The sequence below is a fragment of the Lysobacter xanthus genome (assembly GCF_047159895.1).
The window spans coordinates 38529-62345 of the sequence record NZ_BAAGAB020000004.1 but is presented as its reverse complement, the minus strand read 5'-3'; the positions used below and the strand labels follow the sequence as shown (position 1 = coordinate 62345).

The 23817-nt window shown below is 68.3% G+C and carries 20 protein-coding genes and 2 tRNA genes; 4 read left to right on the top strand and 18 right to left on the bottom strand.

The window, feature by feature from the left end:
- From ACY35P_RS02860 to moaA, 4 genes are read right to left on the bottom strand one after another with little or no spacing between them, the layout of a single operon-like run.
- Positions 1-258 carry a MoaD/ThiS family protein gene (locus ACY35P_RS02860; RefSeq protein ID WP_462114317.1) on the bottom strand — a complete coding sequence of 86 codons (258 nt, stop codon included), beginning with the start codon at positions 256-258 and terminating at the stop codon, positions 1-3.
- Positions 255-1496, bottom strand: coding sequence for a molybdopterin molybdotransferase MoeA (locus ACY35P_RS02855; RefSeq protein WP_462114316.1), 1242 nt, complete (start codon positions 1494-1496; stop codon positions 255-257). Before ACY35P_RS02855 ends, ACY35P_RS02860 begins: the two co-directional genes overlap by 4 nt.
- A complete protein-coding gene (moaCB, locus tag ACY35P_RS02850) occupies positions 1493-2458 on the bottom strand; it encodes a bifunctional molybdenum cofactor biosynthesis protein MoaC/MoaB (protein ID WP_462114315.1) in 966 nt (321 codons plus the stop codon). Before moaCB ends, ACY35P_RS02855 begins: the two co-directional genes overlap by 4 nt.
- Before the next feature lie 21 nt (positions 2459-2479).
- A complete protein-coding gene (moaA, locus tag ACY35P_RS02845; protein ID WP_462114314.1) occupies positions 2480-3460 on the bottom strand; it encodes a GTP 3',8-cyclase MoaA in 981 nt (326 codons plus the stop codon).
- Between the two features lie 172 nt (positions 3461-3632).
- Here moaA and ACY35P_RS02840 point away from each other — a divergent pair, with 172 nt between their 5' ends.
- Positions 3633-3959: a hypothetical protein gene (locus tag ACY35P_RS02840; RefSeq protein WP_462114313.1), complete on the top strand. Its 327-nt coding sequence runs from the start codon at positions 3633-3635 to the stop codon at positions 3957-3959.
- A 9-nt stretch (positions 3960-3968) separates the two neighbouring features.
- Here the strand turns inward: ACY35P_RS02840 and ACY35P_RS02835 are convergent.
- The 3 genes from ACY35P_RS02835 to uvrB all read right to left on the bottom strand — a co-directional run bounded on the left by ACY35P_RS02835 (position 3969) and on the right by uvrB (position 8823).
- Positions 3969-4043 (bottom strand) — tRNA-Val (locus tag ACY35P_RS02835).
- Between the two features lie 59 nt (positions 4044-4102).
- Positions 4103-6718, bottom strand: coding sequence for a Calx-beta domain-containing protein (locus ACY35P_RS02830; RefSeq protein WP_462114312.1), 2616 nt, complete (start codon positions 6716-6718; stop codon positions 4103-4105).
- Positions 6719-6774: 56 nt separating this feature from the next.
- A complete protein-coding gene (gene uvrB / locus ACY35P_RS02825) occupies positions 6775-8823 on the bottom strand; it encodes an excinuclease ABC subunit UvrB (RefSeq protein WP_462114311.1) in 2049 nt (682 codons plus the stop codon).
- Between the two features lie 128 nt (positions 8824-8951).
- On the opposite strand from uvrB, the gene ACY35P_RS02820 reads away from it, so the two are divergent.
- Together ACY35P_RS02820 and ACY35P_RS02815 are read left to right on the top strand one after the other, a co-directional pair.
- Positions 8952-9470: a GspH/FimT family pseudopilin gene (locus tag ACY35P_RS02820; RefSeq protein ID WP_462114310.1), complete on the top strand. Its 519-nt coding sequence runs from the start codon at positions 8952-8954 to the stop codon at positions 9468-9470.
- A gap of 33 nt (positions 9471-9503) precedes the next feature.
- A tRNA-Asn gene (locus ACY35P_RS02815) sits at positions 9504-9580 on the top strand.
- 73 nt (positions 9581-9653) lie between these two features.
- On the opposite strand, the gene ACY35P_RS02810 is transcribed toward ACY35P_RS02815, so the two are convergent.
- From ACY35P_RS02810 to ACY35P_RS02785, 6 genes are read right to left on the bottom strand one after another with little or no spacing between them, the layout of a single operon-like run.
- On the bottom strand, positions 9654-10067 hold the full coding sequence (locus ACY35P_RS02810; RefSeq protein ID WP_462114309.1) for a type IV pilin protein: 414 nt from the start codon (positions 10065-10067) through the stop codon (positions 9654-9656).
- 3 nt (positions 10068-10070) lie between these two features.
- Positions 10071-13184 carry a pilus assembly protein gene (locus ACY35P_RS02805; protein ID WP_462114308.1) on the bottom strand — a complete coding sequence of 1038 codons (3114 nt, stop codon included), beginning with the start codon at positions 13182-13184 and terminating at the stop codon, positions 10071-10073.
- A 17-nt stretch (positions 13185-13201) separates the two neighbouring features.
- Entirely contained in the window at positions 13202-13783 is a 582-nt protein-coding gene (locus ACY35P_RS02800; RefSeq protein WP_462114307.1) for a pilus assembly PilX family protein, read from the bottom strand.
- Positions 13780-14841, bottom strand: coding sequence for a PilW family protein (locus ACY35P_RS02795; RefSeq protein ID WP_462114306.1), 1062 nt, complete (start codon positions 14839-14841; stop codon positions 13780-13782). The genes ACY35P_RS02800 and ACY35P_RS02795 overlap by 4 nt, the downstream gene beginning before the upstream one ends.
- Positions 14838-15320 carry a type IV pilus modification protein PilV gene (gene pilV / locus ACY35P_RS02790; protein ID WP_462114305.1) on the bottom strand — a complete coding sequence of 161 codons (483 nt, stop codon included), beginning with the start codon at positions 15318-15320 and terminating at the stop codon, positions 14838-14840. Before pilV ends, ACY35P_RS02795 begins: the two co-directional genes overlap by 4 nt.
- Positions 15317-15898 (bottom strand): GspH/FimT family pseudopilin, encoded by a 582-nt coding sequence (locus ACY35P_RS02785; RefSeq protein ID WP_462114304.1) that lies wholly within the window; start codon positions 15896-15898, stop codon positions 15317-15319. The genes pilV and ACY35P_RS02785 overlap by 4 nt, the downstream gene beginning before the upstream one ends.
- A 146-nt stretch (positions 15899-16044) precedes the next feature.
- On the opposite strand from ACY35P_RS02785, the gene ACY35P_RS02780 reads away from it, so the two are divergent.
- Positions 16045-17034, top strand: coding sequence for a sensor histidine kinase (locus ACY35P_RS02780; protein WP_462114303.1), 990 nt, complete (start codon positions 16045-16047; stop codon positions 17032-17034).
- 3 nt (positions 17035-17037) lie between these two features.
- Here ACY35P_RS02780 and ppnN read toward each other — a convergent pair whose 3' ends face one another.
- From ppnN to grxD, 5 genes are all read right to left on the bottom strand, one after another.
- Positions 17038-18432 carry a nucleotide 5'-monophosphate nucleosidase PpnN gene (gene ppnN / locus ACY35P_RS02775; RefSeq protein WP_462114302.1) on the bottom strand — a complete coding sequence of 465 codons (1395 nt, stop codon included), beginning with the start codon at positions 18430-18432 and terminating at the stop codon, positions 17038-17040.
- Between the two features lie 106 nt (positions 18433-18538).
- Positions 18539-21994 (bottom strand): TonB-dependent receptor, encoded by a 3456-nt coding sequence (locus ACY35P_RS02770; protein ID WP_462114301.1) that lies wholly within the window; start codon positions 21992-21994, stop codon positions 18539-18541.
- A 154-nt stretch (positions 21995-22148) separates the two neighbouring features.
- Positions 22149-22733: a YhgN family NAAT transporter gene (locus ACY35P_RS02765; protein ID WP_462114300.1), complete on the bottom strand. Its 585-nt coding sequence runs from the start codon at positions 22731-22733 to the stop codon at positions 22149-22151.
- Positions 22730-23473 (bottom strand): SDR family NAD(P)-dependent oxidoreductase, encoded by a 744-nt coding sequence (locus tag ACY35P_RS02760; RefSeq protein WP_462114299.1) that lies wholly within the window; start codon positions 23471-23473, stop codon positions 22730-22732. The genes ACY35P_RS02765 and ACY35P_RS02760 overlap by 4 nt, the downstream gene beginning before the upstream one ends.
- Entirely contained in the window at positions 23470-23790 is a 321-nt protein-coding gene (grxD, locus tag ACY35P_RS02755; protein WP_462114298.1) for a Grx4 family monothiol glutaredoxin, read from the bottom strand. Before grxD ends, ACY35P_RS02760 begins: the two co-directional genes overlap by 4 nt.
- Positions 23791-23817 lie beyond the last annotated feature (27 nt).

The window sequence follows — 23817 nt, the reverse complement described above, 5'->3', positions numbered from 1 at the left end:
TCAGCCTCCGCTCACGGGCGGCAGCAGGGCGAGGTGGCCGTCGGCGGGCAGCGGTTCCGCATCGCGCAGGACGGCGTCGCTGTTCGCGAACGCCGAACGCGCGAGCAGCGCACGGGCCGCCGCCGTCCACTGCGTGTTGGCGTGTGCGTCGACGGCCGCGCGCAGCTCCCGGACGGTCGTCGCAGGCGACTCCAGCACCAGCCGCGCGCCCGGTTCGGCTTCGCGCAGGGCGCCGAAGAGCTGGATCTCGAACCTCATGCCGCGATTTCCAGCGCGTCGAGGTGGCCGCGCGTGACCACCTGCACGGGCGCGCCGGCATCGAGTGCATCGACGTCGGCGTCGACCACGGCCCAGGCGTTCGCGTCGAGCAACGGACGGATGCGGAACGATTCCTGCCCGCCGAGGATTTCGACGGCGGCGCGACCGGCGCTGTCCAGCGCCACGCGCGCCTTCAGATGCATGCGCAGGGGCACGCGTTTGGCATACGGCGCGAGCAGCGGCAGGCGCCGCACCTGCTCGACCGGCAGCCCCAACATCGCGCGCAGCACGGGCTCGACGAAGAAGCGCAGGCCCACTGCCGTGGAGGCCGGATTGCCCGGCAGTCCGAAGAACAACGCGCCCGACGTGAGGACCGCGGCGAGGATGGGTTTGCCCGGACGGATGCGCACCTTGTGGAACAGCGTGCGCGCGCCGACGCGTGCGAGCGCGTCCGGCACGAAGTCGAAACGTCCCATCGACACCGCGCCGGTGCTGACGATCAGATCGGCACCCGTGGCGGCCTCGAGCGCGTCGAGGAAGGCGTCGATGTCGTCGCCGACCGTGGCACGCGCCACCACCTTGGCGCCGGCCGACTCGAGGCGCGCGGCAAGGAACGGGCCGTTCGAGTTCCGGATCTCGCCGGCCGCCAGCGGTCGCGACGGATCATCGACGAGTTCGCGCCCGGTGTTGATCAGTGCCACGCGGGGCCGGGGGTGGACGGCCAGCCGTGCGACACCCGTCGCGGCGCAGAGCATCACGAGTGCAGGGTCGACGATCGTTCCCGCGCCTGCGAGCACCTCACCGGCCGCGACGTCCTCGCCTGCGCGGCGCACGTGCTGGCCCGGCGTGACGCCCGCATCGAGGCGGATCCGCGCGGCGCGACCGTCGGGGCCCTCTCCACTCGCAGTCACCTGTTCGACCGGCACGATCGCGTCGAATCCCGCCGGAAGGGGCGCGCCGGTCATGATTTCCCACGCGCCGCCCGCCGCCCTGCCCGCGCCGTCGCCGGCCGCGCTCGCGCCGACGACGTCGAACTCGGCACCGGCCTGCAACGTCGAACCGCGGCACTGCACGGCGAAACCGTCCATCGCCGAGTTGTCGAACGGTGGCAGCGATTCCGCGGACACGAGCGGCGCGGCGAGCACGCGGCCGCGTGCGGACTCCGGTGCGACGTGCTCGACCGCGCCGGTGCGCGCCAGCTCGAGCAGCCGCTGCAGGGCGACGTCGTAATCGATCACGCGTGCCCGTCTCCGTCGATCATGGCCAGCGCGTGCGCCAGCAGCGGCGCGAGAATGCCGAAGCCCTGCCGGACCGCGCGCGGGCTGCCCGGCAGCGCGACGACGAGCATGCGGTCGAGCCGCACCGCGCGCGCGCGGCTGAGCCAGGCGAGCGGCGTGAAATGGCGGCTCTCGCTGCGGAACATCTCGGCGAGTCCCTCGACGTCGACACCGCCCGCCTGGAGCAGCGCTTCGGGCGTGCAGTCGCGCGGGCCGAGCCCGGTGCCTCCGGTGGTCAGGCAGAGGCGGACGCCGTCGTCGGCGAGCGCCCGGAGTCGCGTGCGCAGCGGTTCGATGCCGTCGGCCAGAAGTTCGATGCGGACCTGCGCGCCCAGCGCTTCGAGTGCCGCGACGAGTTCGGGGCCGGACGCGTCGTCGACCTCGCCCGCCGCGGCGCGGTCGCTGAGCGTGATCACCGCGCAGGGAACGCCGTCGAGCCGTGCGATCTCGCGCGGCCTGTAGTGCTGCGTCTCCTCGTCGCTCATGCCGAGCGGATGCCGCCACAGCCCCTTCTTGCCGCCTTCCTTGAACAGCAGCCGCACCGCCTCGATCGAGAGCGCGGGCTCGACCGGCTTGGTGAGGTCGTACAGCGTGAGCAGCGCCGCGGTCGCGCCGGCGAGCGCTTCCATCTCGACGCCGGTGCGCGCTTCCGTCGCGACCTCGCAGTACACGCGGATCGCATGGCGCGATTCGACGGGCACGCAACGCACGCGCACCAGTTCGAGCAGCAGCGGATGGCAGAGCGGCATGAGGTTCGACGCCTGCTTCGCGCCCTGCAGCCCCGCGATCTCCGCCATGACCATCGCGTCGCCCTTGGGAAGTCGACGCTCGACGATGGCGGCGAACGCCGCCGCACCCGCGTGGAGTTCACCGACGGCGACGGCGCGGCGGCGCGTGGGCCGCTTGCCGCGGATGTCGGCCATGTGGAACGCCTCGTTCGCCACTCAGCCTCCGATCGACGCGAGATGCGGCGTCATGCCGCTGAGGCCCTCGTGCAGACCGTGGCCGGACGCCTTCAGGCGGAGCTGGTCGACGATCAGCGCGACCAGCGCGTCGCGGTCCTCGTCGCGCTGCAGCAGCGGCCTCAGCGGCACGCCGGACTCGCCGAACAGGCAGAGGCGCAGGTCGCCGCGTGCGGTGACGCGCAGGCGGTTGCAGCCCGCGCAGAAGTCGCGCGCATAGGGCGCGATGATCCCGATGCGTCCGGCGAAGTCCGGATGCAGGTACTCGACCGCCGGGCCCGCATCGGAGGCGCGCATCATGCGCAGCCAACCGCCCCGCGTGAGTTCGCGTTCGATCGCCTCGGCGCGGACATGGTGGCGCTCGAAGTGCGGCACGTTGTCGTTCGTGCGCATGAGTTCGATGAAGCGCACGCTCACCGGCCGGTCGCGCACGTAGTCGAGCCACTGCGGCAGCGTCTCGTCGTTCACGCCCTTGAGCAACACGGCATTGAGCTTGACGGCCGCGAACCCGAGCGCGAGCGCGCGGTCGAGGCCGTCGAGGATCTCCGGCAGCCGGTCGTGCCCGGTCACCGCATGGAAGACTGCAGGGTCGAGGCTGTCGACGCTCACGTTGAGCGAAGTCAGGCCCGCACGCCGCCATGGCCCGACGTGCGCAGGCAGCCGCGTCCCGTTGGTGGTCAATGCGATCGACGACACGCCCGGCACGCGTGCGACGTCGTCGATGATGTCGACGAGGTCCTTGCGCAGCGTCGGCTCGCCGCCCGTGAGCCGCACCTTGCGCATGCCGACGCCGGCGAAAGCGGCCACGAGGCGGCGCACCTCGTCGCGGTCCAGGAACCGGGACGGTGCATCGGCGACGTACCCGTCCGGCAGGCAGTAGCCGCACCGGAAATTGCACGCTTCGGTGAGCGAGAGCCGCAGGTAGGGGAACGTTCGACCGAACGGGTCGGACAGCAGGGACATCGGACTCCTTCCGCCGCCGGCGGGCGACCGGCGGACTCTGGGGAAACGCAGCTTAACGCCTCGCGGATGCACCGGCCGCGACCGCGCGGACGCTGTCATCGAAGTTTCAGCGCCGGCTCACCCGCTTGTCATGGGCGGTTCGAACAATGACCGCGACCGCAAGGAGCCCGTCATGCCCCATCCCACGCCGACGCCCCGGCCGCTTCGCCGCCTTCGTCGCCTGCTCGCTCTGCTGGGCTTCGTCACCGCCGCGCTGATCGCCGCCGCCTGTCGGCTGCATGCGGGCGGACGCGCGATGGCCGCCGTGGCTGCCGCCATCTGCCTCATCGGCTGGCTGGCGCTTCTGGACGTCGAGGGCCGCGCGGCGGAGCGGCTGGAGCGCCATGCACGGCGCCGTGCAGCGGCCCGGCGGCCGGCCCACCGTCGACTGCACGCATCGGAACCGCGCCACGCCGGCCCCAAAAAGCAAACGGCGCGATCCGTAGATCGCGCCGTCTGACCACGTAGGTGGTGGGCGGTACAGGGTTCGAACCTGTGACCCCTACCATGTCAAGGTAGTGCTCTACCGCTGAGCTAACCGCCCGTACTCCGTCGCCGGAGCAGGCCGCGAACTTTAGCAGGCCGGCCGTGGAGTGGCAACGCTCAGGGCCCGAGCCGGAGGGCCGGCAGGGGCGTCGAGGCGTCGGGCGTCGGCTCGAAGATCGTCTGCCGCTGGTGAAGGTTGCCCGCGGTGGCGCCGCGCAGGCCGTCGAACTCGACGAAAAAGTCCTCATCGCGCTCGACGCGGTCGTCGCCGTACCACTCCAGCTCGATCGACTTGACGCGTTCGCCCTCGGCGAACGTCAGCTCGCCGGCGACGGCCCGGTAGTCCTCGCCGGCTTTGGCCCGACCGTCCACGGTGCGGTACCGGACGCCGACGCCGCCGGCCGGCGCGGGCGCCGACAACTGAACGATGAGGGCGGATGATCCGTGCGTGCCCGGAGCGCCTTCCGGCAGGCGCGGCGTGTTCCAGACGGTGATGCTCGGCAAGGTCGACAACAGGACATCGTGGCGCCAGTCGGCACGAACGTCCGTATCGATCGCGAGGTGCGGGGGGGTCGGGTCCCCGGCTAGGTCCGCCTTCAACCGGACCCAGGCGCCCGGAGCAACGCTGATCTCGAACTCCGGATTTGCCGGATCCAGCTGGAAGAAACGGTCTTGGGTCACCACGCCGTCCGATGAAGCGCTGGCCTCCAGCTGCACCGGACCGGCCGCGACGCCGTCCGAGAACACGAGACGGCCCGAGACCCGCAATCCGCGCGTGGCGAACAGGTCCCGTTCGCGCGACCGGTCGACGCGCCCGAGCGCGACGGCCTCCGCCACGAACGGGCTGGGCACCGCTTCGGGGACGATCGTCACCGCGCTACCCGGGACGACGGACGCACGGTAGGTGAAGTCCGGCGGATAAGCGCTGGCGTAGGAGTCGACCCGCCCGTCCGCCATGATCTTCAGCAGGACGTTGCTGTTGGGCAGCGTGGCGCCCTCCGGAAACCGTATGCGCCCGCGGATCTGCGCGCGTGGATCGTCGTTGATGATGATTCCCCTCGCCTCCGCGCGTTCCACGTCCGCGCCGCGCACGTTGGCGAGCCGCAGCACGATCGTTTCGTCCGGCTCGATCAGTTCGTCGCCCTGCACGTTGGCGTAGACGAATCCTTCGCTCTGCCCTTCGGGAATCACCACGTCGCGGACCGGGAAACCGGTGTAGTCGACGTCGGGCGTGGCGGTGCCATCGACGCGCTCGACATCGAACCGGATGCCGCCGGCCGGAGCGGCACCGGAATAGCGGACGGTGAAGACGAGGGTCGTGCCCGCGCCCGGGTCGGGCTCGAGGATGGAACCGTCGCCGATCGACAGCGTGCCCGGCCGTCCGCGGAACGCCTCCACCCGGGCCGCCGTCAGGCGGATGCTGCGAACGTTGTCGGCCTCGTCGGGGATCCCGCACCGTGCGCCGCATGCGCTGGCCGCGGGGTCGGAGAACCGACCGAGCCAGGGCGCCCCCTGCGCATACGCCATCACCGTGGCAAACGGTACCGCGCCGTCCTGGCGATGACCGAAGGAAAACGCGTACGCCCCGTATTGAGGCGTCCCGCCGTTGGTGGGCACGTTCGCGCGGTCGTGCGTCGAACCAAGCGAGTGGCCGAGCTCGTGCGCCAGCACGTAGGCACCGCAGCCGTCGACGTCGGCGACCGCGAAACCGTAGCGATCCGACATCCCTTCCGGCCAAAGTGCCGCACCGTTCAACCACGCGATGCCGCAGGTGCCGTCACCCGCGTGGTACGGCCTGATCACGGCGACGAGGTCTGCCGAAACCTCGTTCCGTAGGGCGTGGATGTCGAGCCCCGCAACGACATTGTTCGTCGCGTCGCGGAGTACCTGGTCGTTGGTGCGTGCGGGGTCGATCGTGGCTCGGCGCATGCCGGCGACGCGGAACCGGACTCCGGTGGCGCTGTCGTCATGCGCGCGATTGGCGACCGCGAACTGGCTTGCCATGTCGGTCTCCGCCGTCGCCACGTCGCCCCGCAGCGTCACCAGGTCGTCCGAATACACGGCCAGTACGTCAATGCTGACGGGTGTGACCGGTAGTTCAGCGACGGCGCGCGAAGCGGAGCCCGCGACGTGGACGTCGCCTCCTGGCCGATCAAGAGCCACCTGGCCGACAGCACCGGCAACCGCGGGTCGACGTTGGTCCGGAATGGCGAAGTCGTCGATCGCCCTATCGCGCAACGCGGCCCCGGCCGGGATCAACCCGCGCGCCAGCCGCGCCGTGACGCGACCGCGGCTTGTCTCGACCTGCAACTGGCGCCCGTCCGGCAGCGGCACGACGCCGAATACGGCGCGTCCGCGGTAGGTCAGCACGAGCGACTGCGGTCCGAGCCGCGTGGCCGTGCGGCCGGTGAGTGTCGTCGCGCCGCCCGGGGCCGGCTCACGCCCATCCAATCGAAAAACGAACGGCCGGCCGCCAGGCGCGACGAAAGCCAGACGCTTCGCGCGATGCGCACGATCGAGCACATCGGGGTCCAGCGCAATCGCGATAGGCGCAGCGCTCGGCTGGAGCGGGATCACCGGTGACGGACTCGACGGCGTGGCGGAACCGGACGCTGCGTCGAATGCTGCATGCCCCTGAGGTGCGCCGACGCCCTGTCGCCCGGCCAACGACCACGACGTCGCCGCCACGACCGCGAACAGGCCGCACCCCAGCCACCATTTCGCCTTGCGCATCCCTGCCCCCGTGCATTCCTAGGAGACAAATCATGCCACGAGGATGCGGCCTCCCTTCAGCCCGCGAAGCCGGCTTCCTTGAGCTTGCGCAACTGGTCGCGCACGTTCGCCGCCGCCTCGAATTCGAGGTCGCGCGCGTGCTGGTACATCTGCTGCTCCAGCGCCTTGATGCGCGATGCGATCTGCACCGGGCTGAGCGACGCGTAGTCGGTCTCCGGCTCGGCAATCCTCCGCCCCTTCTTGCCCTTGCCCTTGGCATCCTCGGGCTCGCTGCGCGCACCCTCCAGGATGTCCTTGATGGGCCGCACCACCGACTGCGGCGTGATCCCGTGCTCGGTGTTGTATTCCACCTGTTTCGCACGCCGTCGGTCCGTCTCGTCGATCGCGATTTTCATCGACCGCGTCACCACGTCGGCATAGAGGATGGCCTTGCCGCGCAGGTTGCGGGCGGCGCGACCGATCGTCTGGATCAGGGATCCGGCCGAGCGCAGGAAGCCTTCCTTGTCCGCGTCGAGAATCGCGACGAGCGAGACCTCGGGCATGTCGAGGCCTTCGCGCAGCAGGTTAATGCCGACCACGACGTCGAACTTGCCGAGCCGCAGGTCGCGGATGATCTCGACGCGCTCCACGGTATCGATGTCCGAGTGCAGGTAACGCACCTTGATGCCGTGCTCGGTCAGGTACTCCGTCAGGTTCTCCGCCATGCGCTTGGTCAGCGTCGTGACGAGCACGCGATCGCCCATCGCCACGCGCTTGTTGATCTCGCCGAGCAGGTCGTCCACCTGCGTCGCCACGGGCCTCACTTCGACCTCGGGATCGATCAGGCCGGTCGGGCGCACGACGAGTTCGACGGTTTCGCCTTCGGACTTCTCCAGCTCGTACTTCGACGGCGTCGCCGAGACGTAGATCGCGCGCGGCGCGCGGTTCTCCCACTCCTCGAACTTCAGCGGCCGGTTGTCGAGCGCGGACGGCAGCCGGAAGCCGAATTCGACCAGCGTCTCCTTGCGCGAGCGGTCGCCCTTGAACATCGCGCCGACCTGCGGAACCGTGACGTGCGATTCGTCCACCACCAGCAGCGCGTCCGCGGGCACGTAATCGAACAGGCACGGCGGCGGCTGGCCCGGCAGCTGCCCCGTCATGTGCCGCGAATAGTTTTCGATGCCGTTGCAGAAACCGACTTCGGCGAGCATCTCCAGGTCGAACTGCGTGCGCTGCTGCAGGCGCTGCGCCTCCACCAGCTTGTTCTGGGCGTACAGCTGCTCCAGCCGTTCGCGCAGTTCGTCCTTGATGGTGTCGACCGCCTCGAGCACCGTCTTCCGCGTCGTGACGTAATGCGACTTCGGATACACGGTGTACCGCGGCAGCTTGCGGAAGACCTCGCCCGTGAGTGGATCGAAGGCCGACAGCTGCTCGATCTCGCCGTCGAACAGCTCGACGCGCAGGGCCTCGTTCTCGCTCTCGGCCGGGTGCACGTCGATCACCTCGCCGCGCACGCGATAGGTACCGCGGCGCAGTTCCGTGTCGTTCCGCGAGTACTGCATTTCGGTGAGCTTGCGGATCAGCTCACGCTGTTCCATGCGCTCGCCGCGGACCATGTGCAGCACCATCCGGTGGTACTCGCCGGGGTCGCCGAGGCCGTAGATCGCCGAGACCGTGCAGACGATCAGCGCATCGCGACGCTCGAGCAGCGCCTTGGTGGCCGACAGCCGCATCTGCTCGATGTGCTCGTTCACCGAGCTGTCCTTCTCGATGAAGGTGTCACTCGACGGGACGTAGGCCTCGGGCTGGTAGTAGTCGTAGTAGCTGACGAAGTACTCGACCGCGTTGTGCGGGAAGAACGACTTGAACTCGCCGTACAGCTGCGCCGCGAGCGTCTTGTTGGGCGCCATCACGATCGTCGGCTTCTGGATCTGCTGCACGACGTTGGCGATCGTGTAGGTCTTGCCCGAGCCCGTCACGCCGAGCAGCGTCTGGTGCGCGAGCCCGGCCTCGAAGCCGGCGGACAGGCGCTGGATGGCCTGCGGCTGGTCGCCCGCCGGGGAATAGGGACTGACGAGCTGGAAGCGGCCGCTCGGCGGGGCGCTCTCTGCGAGGCGTGCATTCATGCCTTGGAAGTGTAGCCAGCCCGTATGAAGACAAGATCGGAAATGTCCGACCATGCAGAACGGAGCCGCCCGATTCAGGCGCCGTCGCGGCGCCGCCAGACTGTCGGCACCCCGCCAAGGACCGCCCCATGCGAAGGAACGCATCCGGTTTCACCCTCGTCGAACTCGTTTCGGCCGTCGCCGTACTCGCCATCGTCCTCGGCCTCGCGGCGCCGGCATTCGGAGACCTGCTGGCCCGCCTCCGGGCCCAGTCCGCCGCCGCCGAGCTCACGGCGACGCTCGCGAGCGCCCGCATTCATGCGGTGACGCGTGGCGGCACCACGATCTGCCCGTCCCAGGACGGCCGCGGATGCAGCGATGGATCGGACTGGACCGCCGGGTGGATCGCCTTCCGTGGCGATGCCAGCGACCGCGCCCCGCGCGATCCCGCGGACCTGTTCATCGTCCACGGCCCGCTTCCCCAAGGCGTGCGGATCAGGTCGTCGGCCGGCCGCACGCGGGTCCGCTACCTGGCCACGGGCTGGGCCTCGGGCACGAATCTCACACTGAGCGTCTGCGTCGGCAGCGCCCGGCTGACCAAGGTCGTCATGAACAATGCGGGTCGCGTCCGCAGCGAGCGCGACGAATCGCCCTGCCCGTCCACTTGACCCCCGGGACCGAATGGCTAAAATGCGCGCTCCGCCCGAATAGCTCAGCCGGTTAGAGCACTTGACTGTTAATCAGGGGGTCGTTGGTTCGAGTCCAACTTCGGGCGCCAGCATCGCGAAATGAAAAAGGCCTGCAGAGATGCAGGCCTTTTTTTGTTGCGGGAAACGGGCACTCAGTACCCGTTAGAAGCAGTCCTTGACCGGGGACGAGCCGGTCACCGACTTCGTGCCGCGTTGATCGATCGTCAGCACGTTGCACTTCGTGTCCTTTAGCTGCGCCCCCTTGGGCGTCGCCGTCACCGTGTAGGTGGTGGCCGTCGGCGTGGCGAGCGATAGCGTGTAGTACGCCCCAAGATCGTTGAGGCACTGCGCGGTCGGCAGCGCGGCGCCCACGTACGTCAGCTTGGTCGTGTAGTAGCGCTCGAGATACTGCGCGACGCCCAGCATGCAACCGGCGGCCGAATTGCGCCGGCTCTTGATGACCGACTGCTGGTAGGAGGGCACGGCGATCGCCGCGAGAATCGCGACGATCGCCACCACCACCATCAGTTCGATAAGGGTGAAGCCAGCCTGGTTGCGTACGTTATTCGAGTTCACTGGTCAGTCCCGGATGATTTCGCGCCACGACAGGCGGCCACGCGCCGCGTCGTCGCGCACCTTGAACGACTGCATCACGTTCAGCGAGCCACCGGCCGTGAGCAGATCCGCATTCTGCACGGTATCGCCGACCAGGCCGACGCTGAGTCCGATACCGCCGGTGACGGCGCCGTTGTTCGTATCGCTCACGTCCACCACGCCATCGCCATTCGTGTCGATCGCCTGGTACGGGGTGCTCGTGCCGCTGAAGGCGTCGATCACGTAGATGTAGCCACCACCTGCAGGCACGCAGGCGTTGGACCCCGGGATACCCGAGGACACGCGCAACTGGCCTGCCTGCTCCTGCGGCGTACCCACGACCCGTTCGCCCTCGGCGCCCGTGGTCGGGCTCACCAGATCGATGTACCACCCACTCTTGCCTGTCAGCAGCGTGCCGTTCGGCTCCAGGAATCGCTGGACGTAGCCGTTCACGACCGCCTGCGACTGGAACGTCCGCTTCTGCAGCGAAGCCCGGGTGATGCCGGTCTTCGTGAAATCGTCCTTGACCGCATAGATCGACTGCACGTCACGGTTGTTGAAATCGTTGCTGTTGAGGAAGGCACCGGTGCCGAATTGCACCCACATGTCGTAGTTGACCGGATCCACCGAAATCGACATGCCGCCCGTAATGGGCTGCCGCTTGCTGGTGGCATCCGTCGCGAGGAACAGGCGCTGGACCGTCGCGCTGCTCGTGCCTAGCGTGAACCGCCAGACATTACCGCGCAGGTCGCCCGCGTACACGTAGTCGACGAGACCATCATTGTCGTCGTCCCAGCCGCGAGGCGACGACAGCGCGTTGGACACGCCCGCCACGTCCGTCGCGTCGATTGCGTCGATACGCGAATAGTAGTTGCCGCCGCTCACCGCGTTGAGTACGAACAGGGAAGCCTTGTCGCCGCCCTCGTACAGCGCGCCCGGACGGGTGACGCCGTTCGGGATGAAGACCACGTCGACCCCGGAGCTGCCGGTGTCGATGTCGCTGATGAACGGCGCGCCGAGCACGAAGCCCATGCCGTCCGGCGCCGCGGCGCCCGTCTTGTCCCAGAGCACCTTGACGTTGTCGGGATCGGTGACGTCGAGGGCGAAGGCACCGCGACCGCCGCGGCCGAGCGTGCCGACTAGGATATTTTTGCCGCCGGTGTCCTCGCGCAGCGAGATCGCGATCTGCCCGTCCACGAAATACTTGTGCGACTTCACGTAGCCCGTCGTGGTGTACGACTTCAGCGCCGCGAAGTCGATGCCTGCGGGCACGTAAGCGAACTTCTCCACGCCGGTCGTGGCGTTGAAGATGTGCAGCATGCCGTCGTTGGCGCCGATCGCGACGATCTCCATCGCCGGCGCCACGGCATTACCGAGCGCGTCGTAGGACACGTTCTCGCGCACGTACACCGGCGCCGAATAGACGATGTCGCCGATGGTCGTGCTGCGCCGCCGGAAGGTAGTGCCCTCCTTCGAACGGTCGCCGCGCAGGTACGAGACGACGTCCGCGGTACCGAGGGCGGTCTGCTGCGCAGCCGGCATGACCCCCCACTTGAACTCGACGGCGCTGCTGCCGTTCCAGGTGAAGATCTTCCGCGACGCTTCCGCCGGCGTCGAAGCGACCCAGTCGGCGGTAGCGCCCGTGCCCTTGTTGGTGACGGGGAACGCCTCGAGGCGGCCGGACCAGTCGGACGGATTGAAGCTCGCCTTGAAGACGCGCGTGTCCGCCGTGAGGCCGGTGGTATTGGTCGCCACGGCGCCGCTCGAACCCGACTGCGCGTCGATGTCCGAGAAGATGTCGTTCATCGCTGCGTCAAGCGAAGCCTTGTCGCTGGCCAGGTACGACTTCGAGGTGCCGCCCGCGATCGCGATCTTGTCGAGCGTCGCCGGGTCCGTGCCGTACGGAAGCGCGAAGCCCACGACGTACGTCGCGACGCCGCTGTCATAGAGCGCCTTGGCGGCCGCGGCGGCCGCCGTGATGGCGGCGGCCGGGTCCGTCGTCGCATTACCCGCCTTGTCGGTCGACGGCAGGCCGTCCGTCAACAGGATCACGTAGTTCTTCGCACACGTGGCGGGCAACGGATAAACGCCCGTCGCGAAGCCTTCGGTCGCCTGCGACAACGTCCCCGAGAAGTAATCCCTGGCGGTCAGCAGCGTGCCTTCGATCGGCGTCAGGCCCGCGTTCTGGATACCGGTGGTCGTGCACGGCGACGGAGCGCCGGGAATGTTGCAGGCCAGCTTCGCGAGCAGCGTATTCGTCTGCGCGTCATCCAGCGGCTTCACCGGCACGTGCAGGTAACCGCGACCCGGCGAGACGTTGCTGCTCCAGGTCGGCGAAACGTAGTGGTATGAAATCCGCGTACCGAACGACGAGATGCCTTGCGCGTAGTCGCTATCGGTCGGGAAGAACGTCGCGCCGTGGGACGTGCCCGAGTAGCCCGCGCCGGCCGTTCCGGGCGCGGCATCGGACGTGCCGGTCTTCGTCGTGTAGCAGGTATAGCTGCCGTTCGGGCCGGTCGGGAAACCCGAGTTTGCCGAGTAGCAGAACTCGCCGGCGTACTTGCTCGTGTCGTAGAACGGGAGCGCGACGTTGTAGTAGATGTAATTGCCGGCCGACGTGGGATTCGGAAAGCGGAAGCGCTTCGTCGTCGACGCACGGTCGCCCGTGAACGCCGGGTTGTAATTCGCGGGGTCGTAGCTGGAATCGTACGGCGACGTGTACAGGTGCCCCGAGACGACGTTCTTCTGGCCGTAGGCCATCAGGCCGACGCTCATGCGGCCGTTGTAGTTCGTCAGGATCGACTTGATGACGCCGCGCGCGGACTCCGACTTGCTGTCGGGGCTGTTGCTGCCCGCGGCCGCGCCGTTCGGCGCCTCGTCCATCGAGTTGCTGTTGTCCAGCACCATCAGGACGTTGGGCTTGTTCTCGGCCACCGCGAAGATGGGGTTGTCCGGAATCGAGACGCCAACCGCCGGATACGGGGCGTTCGCCGCATTGAGCAGCGGCACGAAGCCGACGAGCGCCGCGGCGAGCGCGGCAGCGGTGCCGACCCCGAGCAGGGCGGACGAGCGTTCCGTCATCGAGGAGGAAGTGGTCATGATCGCCTACCTACCGGTCAGGGCGTTGCAAAAGTGGTCTGCAGAAGAACGGCCGCGCGGCCGGTAGACGGATCGCCGCCCTGGCTGGTCACGCGGAAACGGGACTTCATGCACTGCGGATTGCGTGGGCGCAGTTTTTCGCAGCCGGCCCAGCCGGCGCCCTTGCCCATGTATTCGATGAAAAACTGCGGGGTGATGCTTCCCCCTGCGGTGCCGTTCGCGACGGCCGCGCCGTTCCGCCAGGGCGGACTGTCGAGAAGCCAACGCGGATCCGCAGCCTGGGCGGTGGTGGGCGACGTGCAGAAGCCGTTCGTGCAGGTCGAGCCCCCGCCGTTGCTGCCACGGCTGGGGAACAGGCTGAGCGGATCGATGCCGGTCACGAGCGCCTCGCCTTCTCGCAGCGCGGCTTCCGCGGCCTGGAAGGCGAGCCCGCGATCGTAGAGATTCGCGCTCATGCGTTCCTCGAGCAGTGTGCCGCGAAGGCTCGCGAGCCCAAGCAGGGTCGTGACCAAGAGAAGGATCAGTACGACGACGAGAGCGGCGCCGCGCTGAGCCTGCGGCGCGCGGGGCGCGCCCGAGCGGAATCGATTTGTGTTCATCCCATTCGGTTCCGGAGAGTGACTACGTGGGTGATGCTTCGGGTCAGCACCTTCAGCTTTCCGGCTTCCGTATCGGTGCCGCTGATGTTGGCGCCCTTGTCGCTACCGGCGCGCGCTTCGACGTCAAGCGTGACGCGAATCGCGGTGACACGGCTCCACGTTCCAGCGGCCGTCACTGCCGCCGCGGTCTGGTAAGCGGTCTGGCCCGCGACCAGGTATTCGAGCGTCATCTTCTGCACGCCCTCGGCGATCTCGTCGAGCTTGCCGGTATCGCAGCCGTCCGCCGTGCACCGGTAGAGTGAATTGCCCCGGCCGCTATCGCGGATGAACCACCTGACCCCGGTCATCCGAGCCAGTGCGCCACCGGTGAAGTCGTGGGCGTTGCCGGTGCTGTTGGAGCACGGGTTTCCGGTCGGGAAGCCGAGGCGCTTTGAACAGTTACCGGGCGTACCCGTACCCGTGTTGTGCACCGCGACGATCTGCGATCCGTTGAGATTGAGGTTCGTGATCTGGAAAACGGCGGCCTGCGTGTCGTCGCAGGCGAGGACGATGTCGCCGTCCTTCATGTCCGTCTTGCCCTTGGCCATGAAGATCGGTGCGGATTGGTTGTTACCCTTGTCTTTGTCGTTCTTCGTGTCGTTCTGCCCCGGCGTCCGGGTGATGTACTCGACGCCCGTCGTCGCGGAGCTGAGTTGGAGCCAGTCCGACCCCGCCACGGACGGGGCGCCGGTACCGCCCAGTACGCCGGTGCCCATCCCCGCCCACCAGTCCGTCGCCTTGTTATTCAGGACGTTGGCAACGGGAACGTTCTTGCCGCACGGGTTGCCACCGGCCTCGCGGATGTCCCGCGCCATCAGCTCGAAAGCGACGCGCGCCGTTTCCTGCATCCGTCCCAACGTCTCGGTATTCGCATAGGCGCGACGGTTCGCCAAGAACACGCCCGACGCGCCGGCCACCACGAGAAGGCCGAGAATCAGCGAAATCATCAGTTCGACGAGACTGAAACCCATCGGACGGCGCGGAGCCGCCATCATGCGACGGAAGGGCTTGGCACTCACAGGCGCGCTCCGGTGACGATCTTGAAGGTGCTGTCGGCGGTGGCCTCGGACTGGGCGCTGGTCCGCGAGTCATCCCACTGCACGGTCACCGAGCAGATGCCGGCTGCGCTGCAGGCGACCGTGCCGCACGCTCCTGCGCCCAGCGACTTCTGCAGTGCATCGATCCAGCTGGTGATGTCCTTGTTGGCGAGCGTGCCGGCGCCAGGCGCGGCGCATGCCGTGGAGAGCGTGTAGTTGTAAGCGCCGGCCCGCGCCGCATCGGGGTTCGCACGCATCGCATCGATGATCGCGTAGGTCTGGACCACCGCCTGGCTGCGCTCCATCGAGCTTTCGGCGCTCTTGAGCGCCGTCGCCTGCAATGCCGCGATGCCCAGCAAGCCGATTGCCATGACCAGCACGGCGATGAGCACTTCGAGCAGTCCGACGCCACGCTGCGTGCGGACGCCGTTGAAAGAGGGACGCGGGACGCGGACGTTCATGGACAAAGGCCTGTGCCGGTGCCGACGGGCGCGCTGCTGACGCGGCTGCCCGCAGCGATGCTGACGGTGCGCTGGTTCTCGGGAGGCAACTTGCTCGGAATGCAGACGGTGAGTGTCGTGTTCAGCAGGTCCGCGCCAGCAGCGGCGCTTGCGCGGCCGAGCCCGTCCGCGCGGAAGACCAGCGTGTCGTCGGCGACCGTCGACTTGACCTGTACCTGGGGCGGGACATCGCCGGAGCGAATCGGGCTGTCGAACGCACCGCCGGGCTTCGACTGTGCGGCGACCAACCACTGGCCCCAGAGGGCGTTGCCCGTCGCGCAGGCCGTCCCGGTCGCAGTGCGGCAAACAACGACGCGCAGGTTCCGCCGGATCGCCTCGTTACGCGCCATTTGGATGGCACCGACCAGGGAGTTCGTCGTCGAGGTCAGGCGCTGCCCGTTGATCATGCCCGTCATGTTCGGATACGCGATCGCGGCGAGCACGGCGACGATCGCGATCGTCACCACGAGCTCGACCAACGTGAAACCGGGCGATCGGCTCACCTCCCTCGGTTGAACGCGACCACTGCGGACGGACATGCGGCGACTCTCCCGGAAAACCCCGACGTCACCTTAGAAGTGAAGGCGGCCGCGGCGCTACCATGCACCGACGAATGGGCCCGCGACCGGACTGGACGGCTCGGATGACCTCAGCGCAACCCGCAAATCCGCGATCGGCGTCACTCATGGCCTTGTGGTCGCCCCGGGCGCTGTTCGGCGTGGTGCTGTTCGGCGAAGGCCTTGCCGCGGTGCTCGCGCTGGGCAGCGATCGTCCCAGCTGGGTGTTTTTCGGCCTCGCCTCGCTCGCGCTGCAGTGGATCCTCCTGCTCGCCCTGGGCGGCCTGTACCTGGCCCGCGAACGCCTCGCGAGCGTGCCCACGCGCCGCGTCGCCGCGATCGCGTTCGGCGCCCTGCTCGCGTCGACGGCGCTGGTGCTCGTGCTCGCGGCGAGCGCCCTGCCCTCGCTCGGCGAGAACATCCCCGGCGGCTGGGGCGGGCTCGCGGCGCGCACGCTCGCCATCGTGGCGATGGTCGGCGGCCTGGCGTTGGCGGCGTTCCGGAACCACTGGGAGGCGCGGCTGCAGGCGGTGCGCGCCAAGCAGGCCGAGCTCGACGTGCTGCATGCGCGGATCCGGCCGCATTTCCTGTTCAACACGCTCAACACCGCGACGGCGCTGGTGCACTCGCGCCCGGACGAGGCGGAGCGCGTTCTGCTCGACCTGTCCGACCTGTTCCGCGCCGCGCTCGGCAAGGACGCGCTGATCCCGTTGCACGACGAGCTCGCCCTGACCCGCCGATACCTCGGTATCGAGGCGAGCCGGTTCGGCGAACGGTTGTCGATCGACTGGCAGGTGCCGGACGACCTGCCGGACGTCGCAGTGCCCCCGCTGTCCATCCAGCCGCTCGTCGAGAACGCGGTCCGTCATGGGATCGAGCCGCGCATCGAGGGCGGCGTCGTGTCGGTTCACGCACAGATGTGCGACGACCGCTTGTGCATCGAGGTGCGGAATCCCGTCGCGCCGGCGGGAACGACGATCAGTGGCCACGGGGTCGGCCTGCGCGCCTCGATCGGGCGGATCGAGGCGGCCACCTGGGGGCGAGGCAGCGTCGTGCTGGAACGCGATGGTGGCGACTTCGTCACCCGGATCGACCTTCCGCTCGACCCGGTCGCCTGACCCTCAGGTCACGACGCGGTAGCAGGGCCGGTAGTCGCCCGCGATCTTCATGCGGTGCTGCTGCACGAACGCGCGGAGCAGCGCATCCAGCGCCTGCATGATGTCCTCGTCGCCGTGGATCTCGAACGGACCGAACTCCTCGACGCGGCGGATGCCGTCTTCCTTCACGTTGCCCGCGACGATGCCCGAGAACGCGCGTCGCAGGTCCGCGGCCAGTTCGTGCGGCCGACGGCCGTGGTGCAGGTCGAGCGCGGCCATCGCCTCGTGCGTCGGCACGAACGGCTGCTGGAACGCCAGCGGGATGTCGATCGACCAGTTGAAGAAGAACGAGTCGCGGTGCGCGATGCGGTTCTCGCGGACGCGCTTCAGGCCCTTCGACATGCGGCGCGCGACCTCGGCGGGATCGCCGACGACGATTTCGTAGCGCGACGTCGCCGCCTCGCCCAGGGTGAGGCGGAGGAAACGGTCGATCTGCTCGAAGTAAGGCGCCGACGCGGTCGGGCCCGTGAGGATGAGCGGGAACGGCAGGCCCTGGTTTTCCTCGCGCAGCAGGATGCCGAGCAGGTACAGGATCTCCTCCGCCGTGCCCACGCCGCCCGGGAACACGATGATGCCGTGGGCCATGCGGACGAACGCCTCGAGGCGCTTCTCGATGTCCGGCATGATCACCAGGTGGTTGACGATCGGGTTCGGCGACTCGGCGGCGATGATGCCCGGCTCGGTGATGCCGATGTAGCGCATGCGGCGTCGACGCTGCTTGGCGTGCGCGATCGTCGCGCCCTTCATCGGTCCCTTCATGGCGCCCGGGCCGCAGCCGGTGCAGATGTCGATGCCGCGCAGGCCGAGCTCGTAGCCGACCTGCTTGGTGTAGAGGTATTCGTCGCGATTGATCGAATGGCCGCCCCAGCAGACCACCAGGTTCGGGTCGCCCGGCTGGAGCACGCGCGCATTGCGCAGCAGGCTGAAGACGGCGTCGGTGATGCCGTCGCTGCTGTCGAGGCTGCGATTGCACTGCGCGCCGAGCTCGATGTCGGTGAACGCGAGGTCGCGCACGACGGCCGCCAGCAGCTCGGCGACGCCGTGGATCAGCTCGCCGTCCACGAACGCCATGGCCGGAGCGTTCATCAGGTCGATACGGACGCCACGGTCCTGTTGCTGGACCTGGATGTCGAACTGCGGATAGAGCTCACGCGCGGCGCGCGGGTCGTCGCTGGTGCTGCCGCTGGTCAGCACGGCGAGCGCGCAGCGGCGCAGCAGTTCGTGCATGCCGCCCGAGGAGGCGTCGCGCAGGCGCGCCACTTCCACGCGGGAGAGGATGTCGAGACCGTTGCGCGGGTACACGCGCGCGTCGACGGTCGGGAGGGTGGTGCCGGGTGCGATGTCGCTGACTGCATTCATTCCGCGGATTCTTCGTCGTCTGAGCCCCGGGACTCTAGCGCAGGCCGCCCCACAAAAGAAAACGGCCGGGCAAGCCCGGCCGTTTCCGTGTCGCGATGGAGCAGGATCAGAACTTGTACTGGACGGTCAGCTGCGCCGCCCACTGCGACTCGCCGCGGGCCTGGCGGGTCACGTAGTCCTCGATCTCGCCATTGACGCCGTAGATGTAGCGACCCTGCGCGTCGAGGCCCATGTAGTTCACGAAGCTGCGCGCCAGGCCACCCTGCGACTGGAACGCCACCTCGTCGATGCGGCCCCACTTCTTGTTGAGCAGGTTGCCGACGTTGAGCACGTCCAGGGTCACCGTGAACTTGTTCTTGTCGAAGAAGCCCGGGAATTCCTGGCTGATGCGCAGGTCGAACGTGTTGGTCCACGGCGCGAACGCCGAGTTGCGCTCGACGACGCGGCCCATGTAGCGACGCAGGCTCGGATCGGCATTGACGATGCTGAAGAACAGCGCCTGCTCGTCGGCCGACGAGCCGTTCGCGTTGACGTCCCGGAACACGACGTTGTTGTCGTTGACGTTCGGGATGTACATCAGGTCGTTCGTGACGCCGTCGCCGTTGAGGTCGTTGTTGTAGATCCAGCTGTACGGCTTGCCCTTGCGGCCTTCATAGAACAGGCCGACCCGCGTCTTGTTGTTGCCGAAGAACGCGTGCTCGTAGTTCAGCTGGCCGACGAAGCGATCCTTCACGAGGTAGGCCGAATTCGCCTCGACTTCCTCGTTCGAGTTGTACACCGCGACCGAGTTCCAGTTCGAGTTCGCGACCGAGGACGTCAGCGGGCTGACTTCCGTGGCCTGCGTGTACGAATAGCCGATCGACCAGGTGAAGTCCTGGAACGCCTTGCCGCTGAGGCTGAGCGACAGGTTGTCGCCGCCGCCCTTGCCGGTGCGCTCGGCGAGCAGCGCGTTCGCGAACGAAGCGTTGCTGAGCGCGCGCGTGGCCGTCTGGCCGGTCGGCGTCGCGCACGCGCCGTTCGTGATCACCGAGCCGTTGTTGTTGAAGCAGGCGGTGTTGTAGCGGTACGGCGCGTAGTACAGGTTGCGGCCGTCGGCGCCGACGCGGGTCGGCTCGCCGAGGTTGAGGTGACGGTAGTAGATGCCGTCCTTGACCGCGGTGTGGATGTACTCGGCCGAGAAGATCAGGCCAGCCCACGGCAGCTCGTGCTCGAACGCGAGGTTCGCCTTCCAGACCGACGGCTGGCGAAGCTTCGGCGACAGGAAGTCGACGTTGGCCGCCGGCGTCGAGCCCGTGAAGCTCGTGACCTGGTTGTTCGGGTCGGCGCTGTACAGGCCGTCGGTGCCCGGGCAGCTCGCGAAGCCGGTGATGCCGCAGCCGATGATGCGCGTGGCGAGGCCGGTGTTCGAGTACGGGTTGGACAGCCAGACGTTGGCAGCCGCGCCCTCGAACAGGCCGAAGCCGCCGCGGAGCTGCATGGGACGCTCGGACTCGAACGTGTAGTTGAAGCCGAAGCGCGGCTGCACCAGCGAGCGGCCGTCCAGGGTCACGTCGTTGCGGTAGCCGAAGCCGCCGGTCGCGCGCACCGTCGTGCCGTTCTGCGGGGTGGTCGAGCCGGTGAGCGCGCCCGGCACCGCGGCGGCGGCGGCGGCGGCGTTGTACAGAGGCGCCGTGTCCATGCGCTTCTGGTCGACGCGGATACCCATCATCAGCGACAGGTTCTGCGTCACCTGCCACGTGTCCTGCGCGAACAGGCCGATGTTCTGGTAGTCCCAGTTCGCCGCGCCCTGGTCGATCGTGTAGCCCGGGGCCGGGACCTGGATCTGGTAGCTCTGCGGACGGCCGCGACGGAAGTTCTCGAGCACCGCCGCTTCGACCTGCGTACGGGTCGCCGTGTTGCAGGTCAGCGCCGCGCCACCGTTGAACTGGTAGTTGAAGGTCGCGGTCGTGTTGATGCAGGCGAACGTGTAGTTGCCGAACGTGTCCTGCAGGAACGCGTTGTAGACGGTGTTGTCGTCGTAGTCGGCACCGAACTTGACCGTGTGGTCACCGGCGTACCACGTCGCACCGGCGTAGTAGTTCCACGTCTTGGTGGCGAGGTCGTTGAAGTGACGGCTGCGCTCAGTGCCGAAGATCAGGCCGGCCGAGGTCGACGAGACCGTCGGCGAACCCGCCGGCAGCGCGCCGGTGAAGTTCAGGCGCGTGGACGGCAGACGCGAGTTGTTGTTCGGCGTGCTCGCGTAGTCACGGTACGAGGCCTTGAACTCGGTGCTAAAGGTGTCCGACCAGTCGGAGAACAGCTGGCCGACCCACGTCTCGATCGTCTTTTCCTGGGTGTACCAGTGCGAGCTCAGCGAGATCAGGTTGTTGAAGCTGTCCGGGAACAGCGGCTCGGCCTGCTCGGTCTTGCTCCAGCGCAGGCTCGCGCGGTGGTTGTCGTTGATGTTCCAGTCGAGCTTGACCAGCTTGTCCTTGACGCGCAGCTCGGGGTCGCCCTCGGGATCCACGCCGCCGACATCGACGTTGTAGGTCGTCTTGGCGATGCTGGTCGCGCCGGCGATCGCGGTGTCGGTGATCGCGGCATTCGTGCGGCTGCTGCCGAGCGGGCCGAAGTCCGGGCCACCGCGCGTGCTCTTCAGGTCCTCATAGGAGGTGAAGAAGAACAGGCGGTCCTGGATCAGCGGCCCGCCGAAGGTCATGCCCTTGGTGGTCTCTTCGAAGGACGGCGGCGCGAAGTACGAATTGGTGGTGCGGTTGTAACGGTCGCCGGCGAGCGAGTCGTTACGGAAGACGTAGTGCAGCGAGCCGTGGAAGTCGTTGGTGCCCGACTTCGTCACCGCGTTGATGTTCGCGCCGGTGTAGCCCTTCTGGCTGACGTCGTAGTTCGAGATGTTGACCTGCACCGACTGGATCGCGTCGATCGAGATCGGCTGCTTCAGGGTCGGCAGGTTGTTCGCTTCGAGGCCGAACGTGTCGGAGATCGTCACGCCGTCGATGGTGACGGAGTTGAAGCGCGTGTTCTGGCCACCGGCGGAGATCTCGCCGCGCTCCTTGTCGGTCTGCGACAGGCGCGGGTCGAGGCGCGCGTAGTCCTGCAGGTTGCGCTGCAGCGACGGCAGCGACTGCAGCTGCTGCGCGGTGATGTCGGTGCCGGCACCCATGCGGTCCGGGCTGAACACCAGCGCGCGGGCACCGACGATGCGGACCGTGTCGAGGGTGGCCGGGCCGGCGTCCTTCGAGATGTCGACCTGGTTGACCTTGTCGAGGGTCAGGTAGACGTTGTCGCGCGTCTCGCCCGAGCTCGTGGTGATGCGGTACGGGCCGCCGACGCGCAGGCCGCGCGCGGAGTAGCGACCTTCACCGTCCGTGGTGACGCGACTGACCGTGCCCGACTCCGTGTGCACGATGGTGACTTCGGCACCGGAGACCGGCTTGCCACCGGCGTCGGTGACGACGCCGCTGACACCGGCGGACGTGTTCTGCGCGAACGCGTTGGCGGCGGCGAGGGCGGTGAACAGGCCAAGCGTCAGCTTGGACAGCCGCAGGCGGCTGGAGTGGGTCATACGAAGGGCCTCGATGGACGGTCACTGCAAACGGAAAGGCACGACGGGGCTCCCCGCCCCGCCGTGGTTAACATCAGATTAACATGCTGGTGCGGATGGATGACAGCCTCGTGAAAATTTTCCCGCCCATCGCACCGACGAACGGCTGAAGCCTTCAGCGCAGGTAGGTCGACAGCCCGTCCATGAACATCTGGACGGAAATCGCCACCAGCAGCATGCCCATCAGCCGCTCGATGGCGGTCAGCACCCGCTTGCCGAGGAAGCGGTACAGCACGGTGGCCGAGAACAGGATCGCCGCGGTGGCCGCCCAGGCGATCAGGAGCGCGATGCTCCAGTCGTTCAGGCGACCGGGCTCGTTGCTGCCCATGAGCATGACGGCGGCCATGCCCGACGGCCCGGCGATCAGCGGGATCGCCATCGGCACGATGAAGGGCTCGCCGTCGGGGAGCTCGCCCATCAGGCCTTCCGGCGGCGGAAAGATCATCCGGATGCCGATCAGGAACAGGATGATGCCGCCCGCGATGGAGACCGATTCCTGCCGCAGGTGCATCAGCTCGAGCGCGTACTTGCCGCCCCAGAGGAAGGCCGCCAGCACGCCGAGCGCGATGATCAGCTCGCGGGCGAGGACGACGCGCTGGCGCCGAGGCGGCAGCGTGCGCAGGAGGCTCAGGAACACCGGAATGTTCCCGAGCGGGTCCAGGATGAGGAACAGCAGCAGCGCGGCGGAGGCGATGGTCATGGCGCGGCCGTCGCGGTGGGGGCCCAAACGGTGCCGCGATGCGCCCGGCCACCCGGCCCCAGCAGCTCGACCGCGGCCGGTGCGTAGGCCGAGGGGTCCAGCGCCTGCCGATCGGTCTCCTCCACCCAGGCGCGCGAGCGCAGCGCGGTGCGCATCGCGCCGGGGGCCAGGCCGGCCACGCGCACGGGCCCGTTGGCCAGCTCGTCGTGGAGGATGCGGACCACGCCCTGCAGGCCGAATGCGGCGACCCCGTAGCCGCCCCAGTAGCCCGCGCCGACGCGGTCCGGCGAGTCGACGGTGAAGACGATCGAGGCATCGTCGCCCTTGGCCATCAGCGGCAACACGGCCTGCGTGAGCCACCACGGGGCGGTCAGACCGACGTGGACCGATCGCGCGAAGTCGGCCGGGTCCGCATGGGCGACCGGCGTCAGGCCGCGGAACTCCGCCGCGCAGTGCACCAGCCCGTCGAGGCGGCCGAAGCCCGACTCGAGACGCTCGGCGAGCTGCGCGTAATCGTCCGGCGACGCACCTTCGAGGTCGAGCGGATAGAGCGCCGCCGCCCCGCCCGCCGCGACGATGCGGTCGTAGATGCGGTTGAGCTTGGGCACCTTGTGGCCGAGCAGCACCACGGTGGCGCCCGCCTCGGCGGAGGCCAGTGCGACGGCCGAGCCGAACCCGCCGTGGGCGCCGGTGACCAGGACGACGCGCCCGTCGAGCGCGCGCGGAGCCGTCGTGCTCACGGGCCCTGCGTCTCGCCGACGATGCGCGCGAGCTCACCCGACTCCAGCAATTCGAGCGTAATGTCGCAGCCGCCGATCAGCTCGCCATTGATGAAGAGCTGCGGAAACGTCGGCCAGTTGGACAGGCGCGGCAGGTTGGCGCGGACCTCCGGGTCCTCCAGCACGTTGACCGTGTGGAGCGTCGTCGCGCCCGCCGCCCTCAGCGCCTGCACCGTGCGGCTCGAGAAGCCGCACATCGGGAACTGCGGCGTGCCCTTCATGAAGAGGACGACGGGGTGGCGGTCGATGTCCGCCTGGATGCGCTCCATGATCGTCATGGCCGGCTCCTGTGCATTGCACCGCCG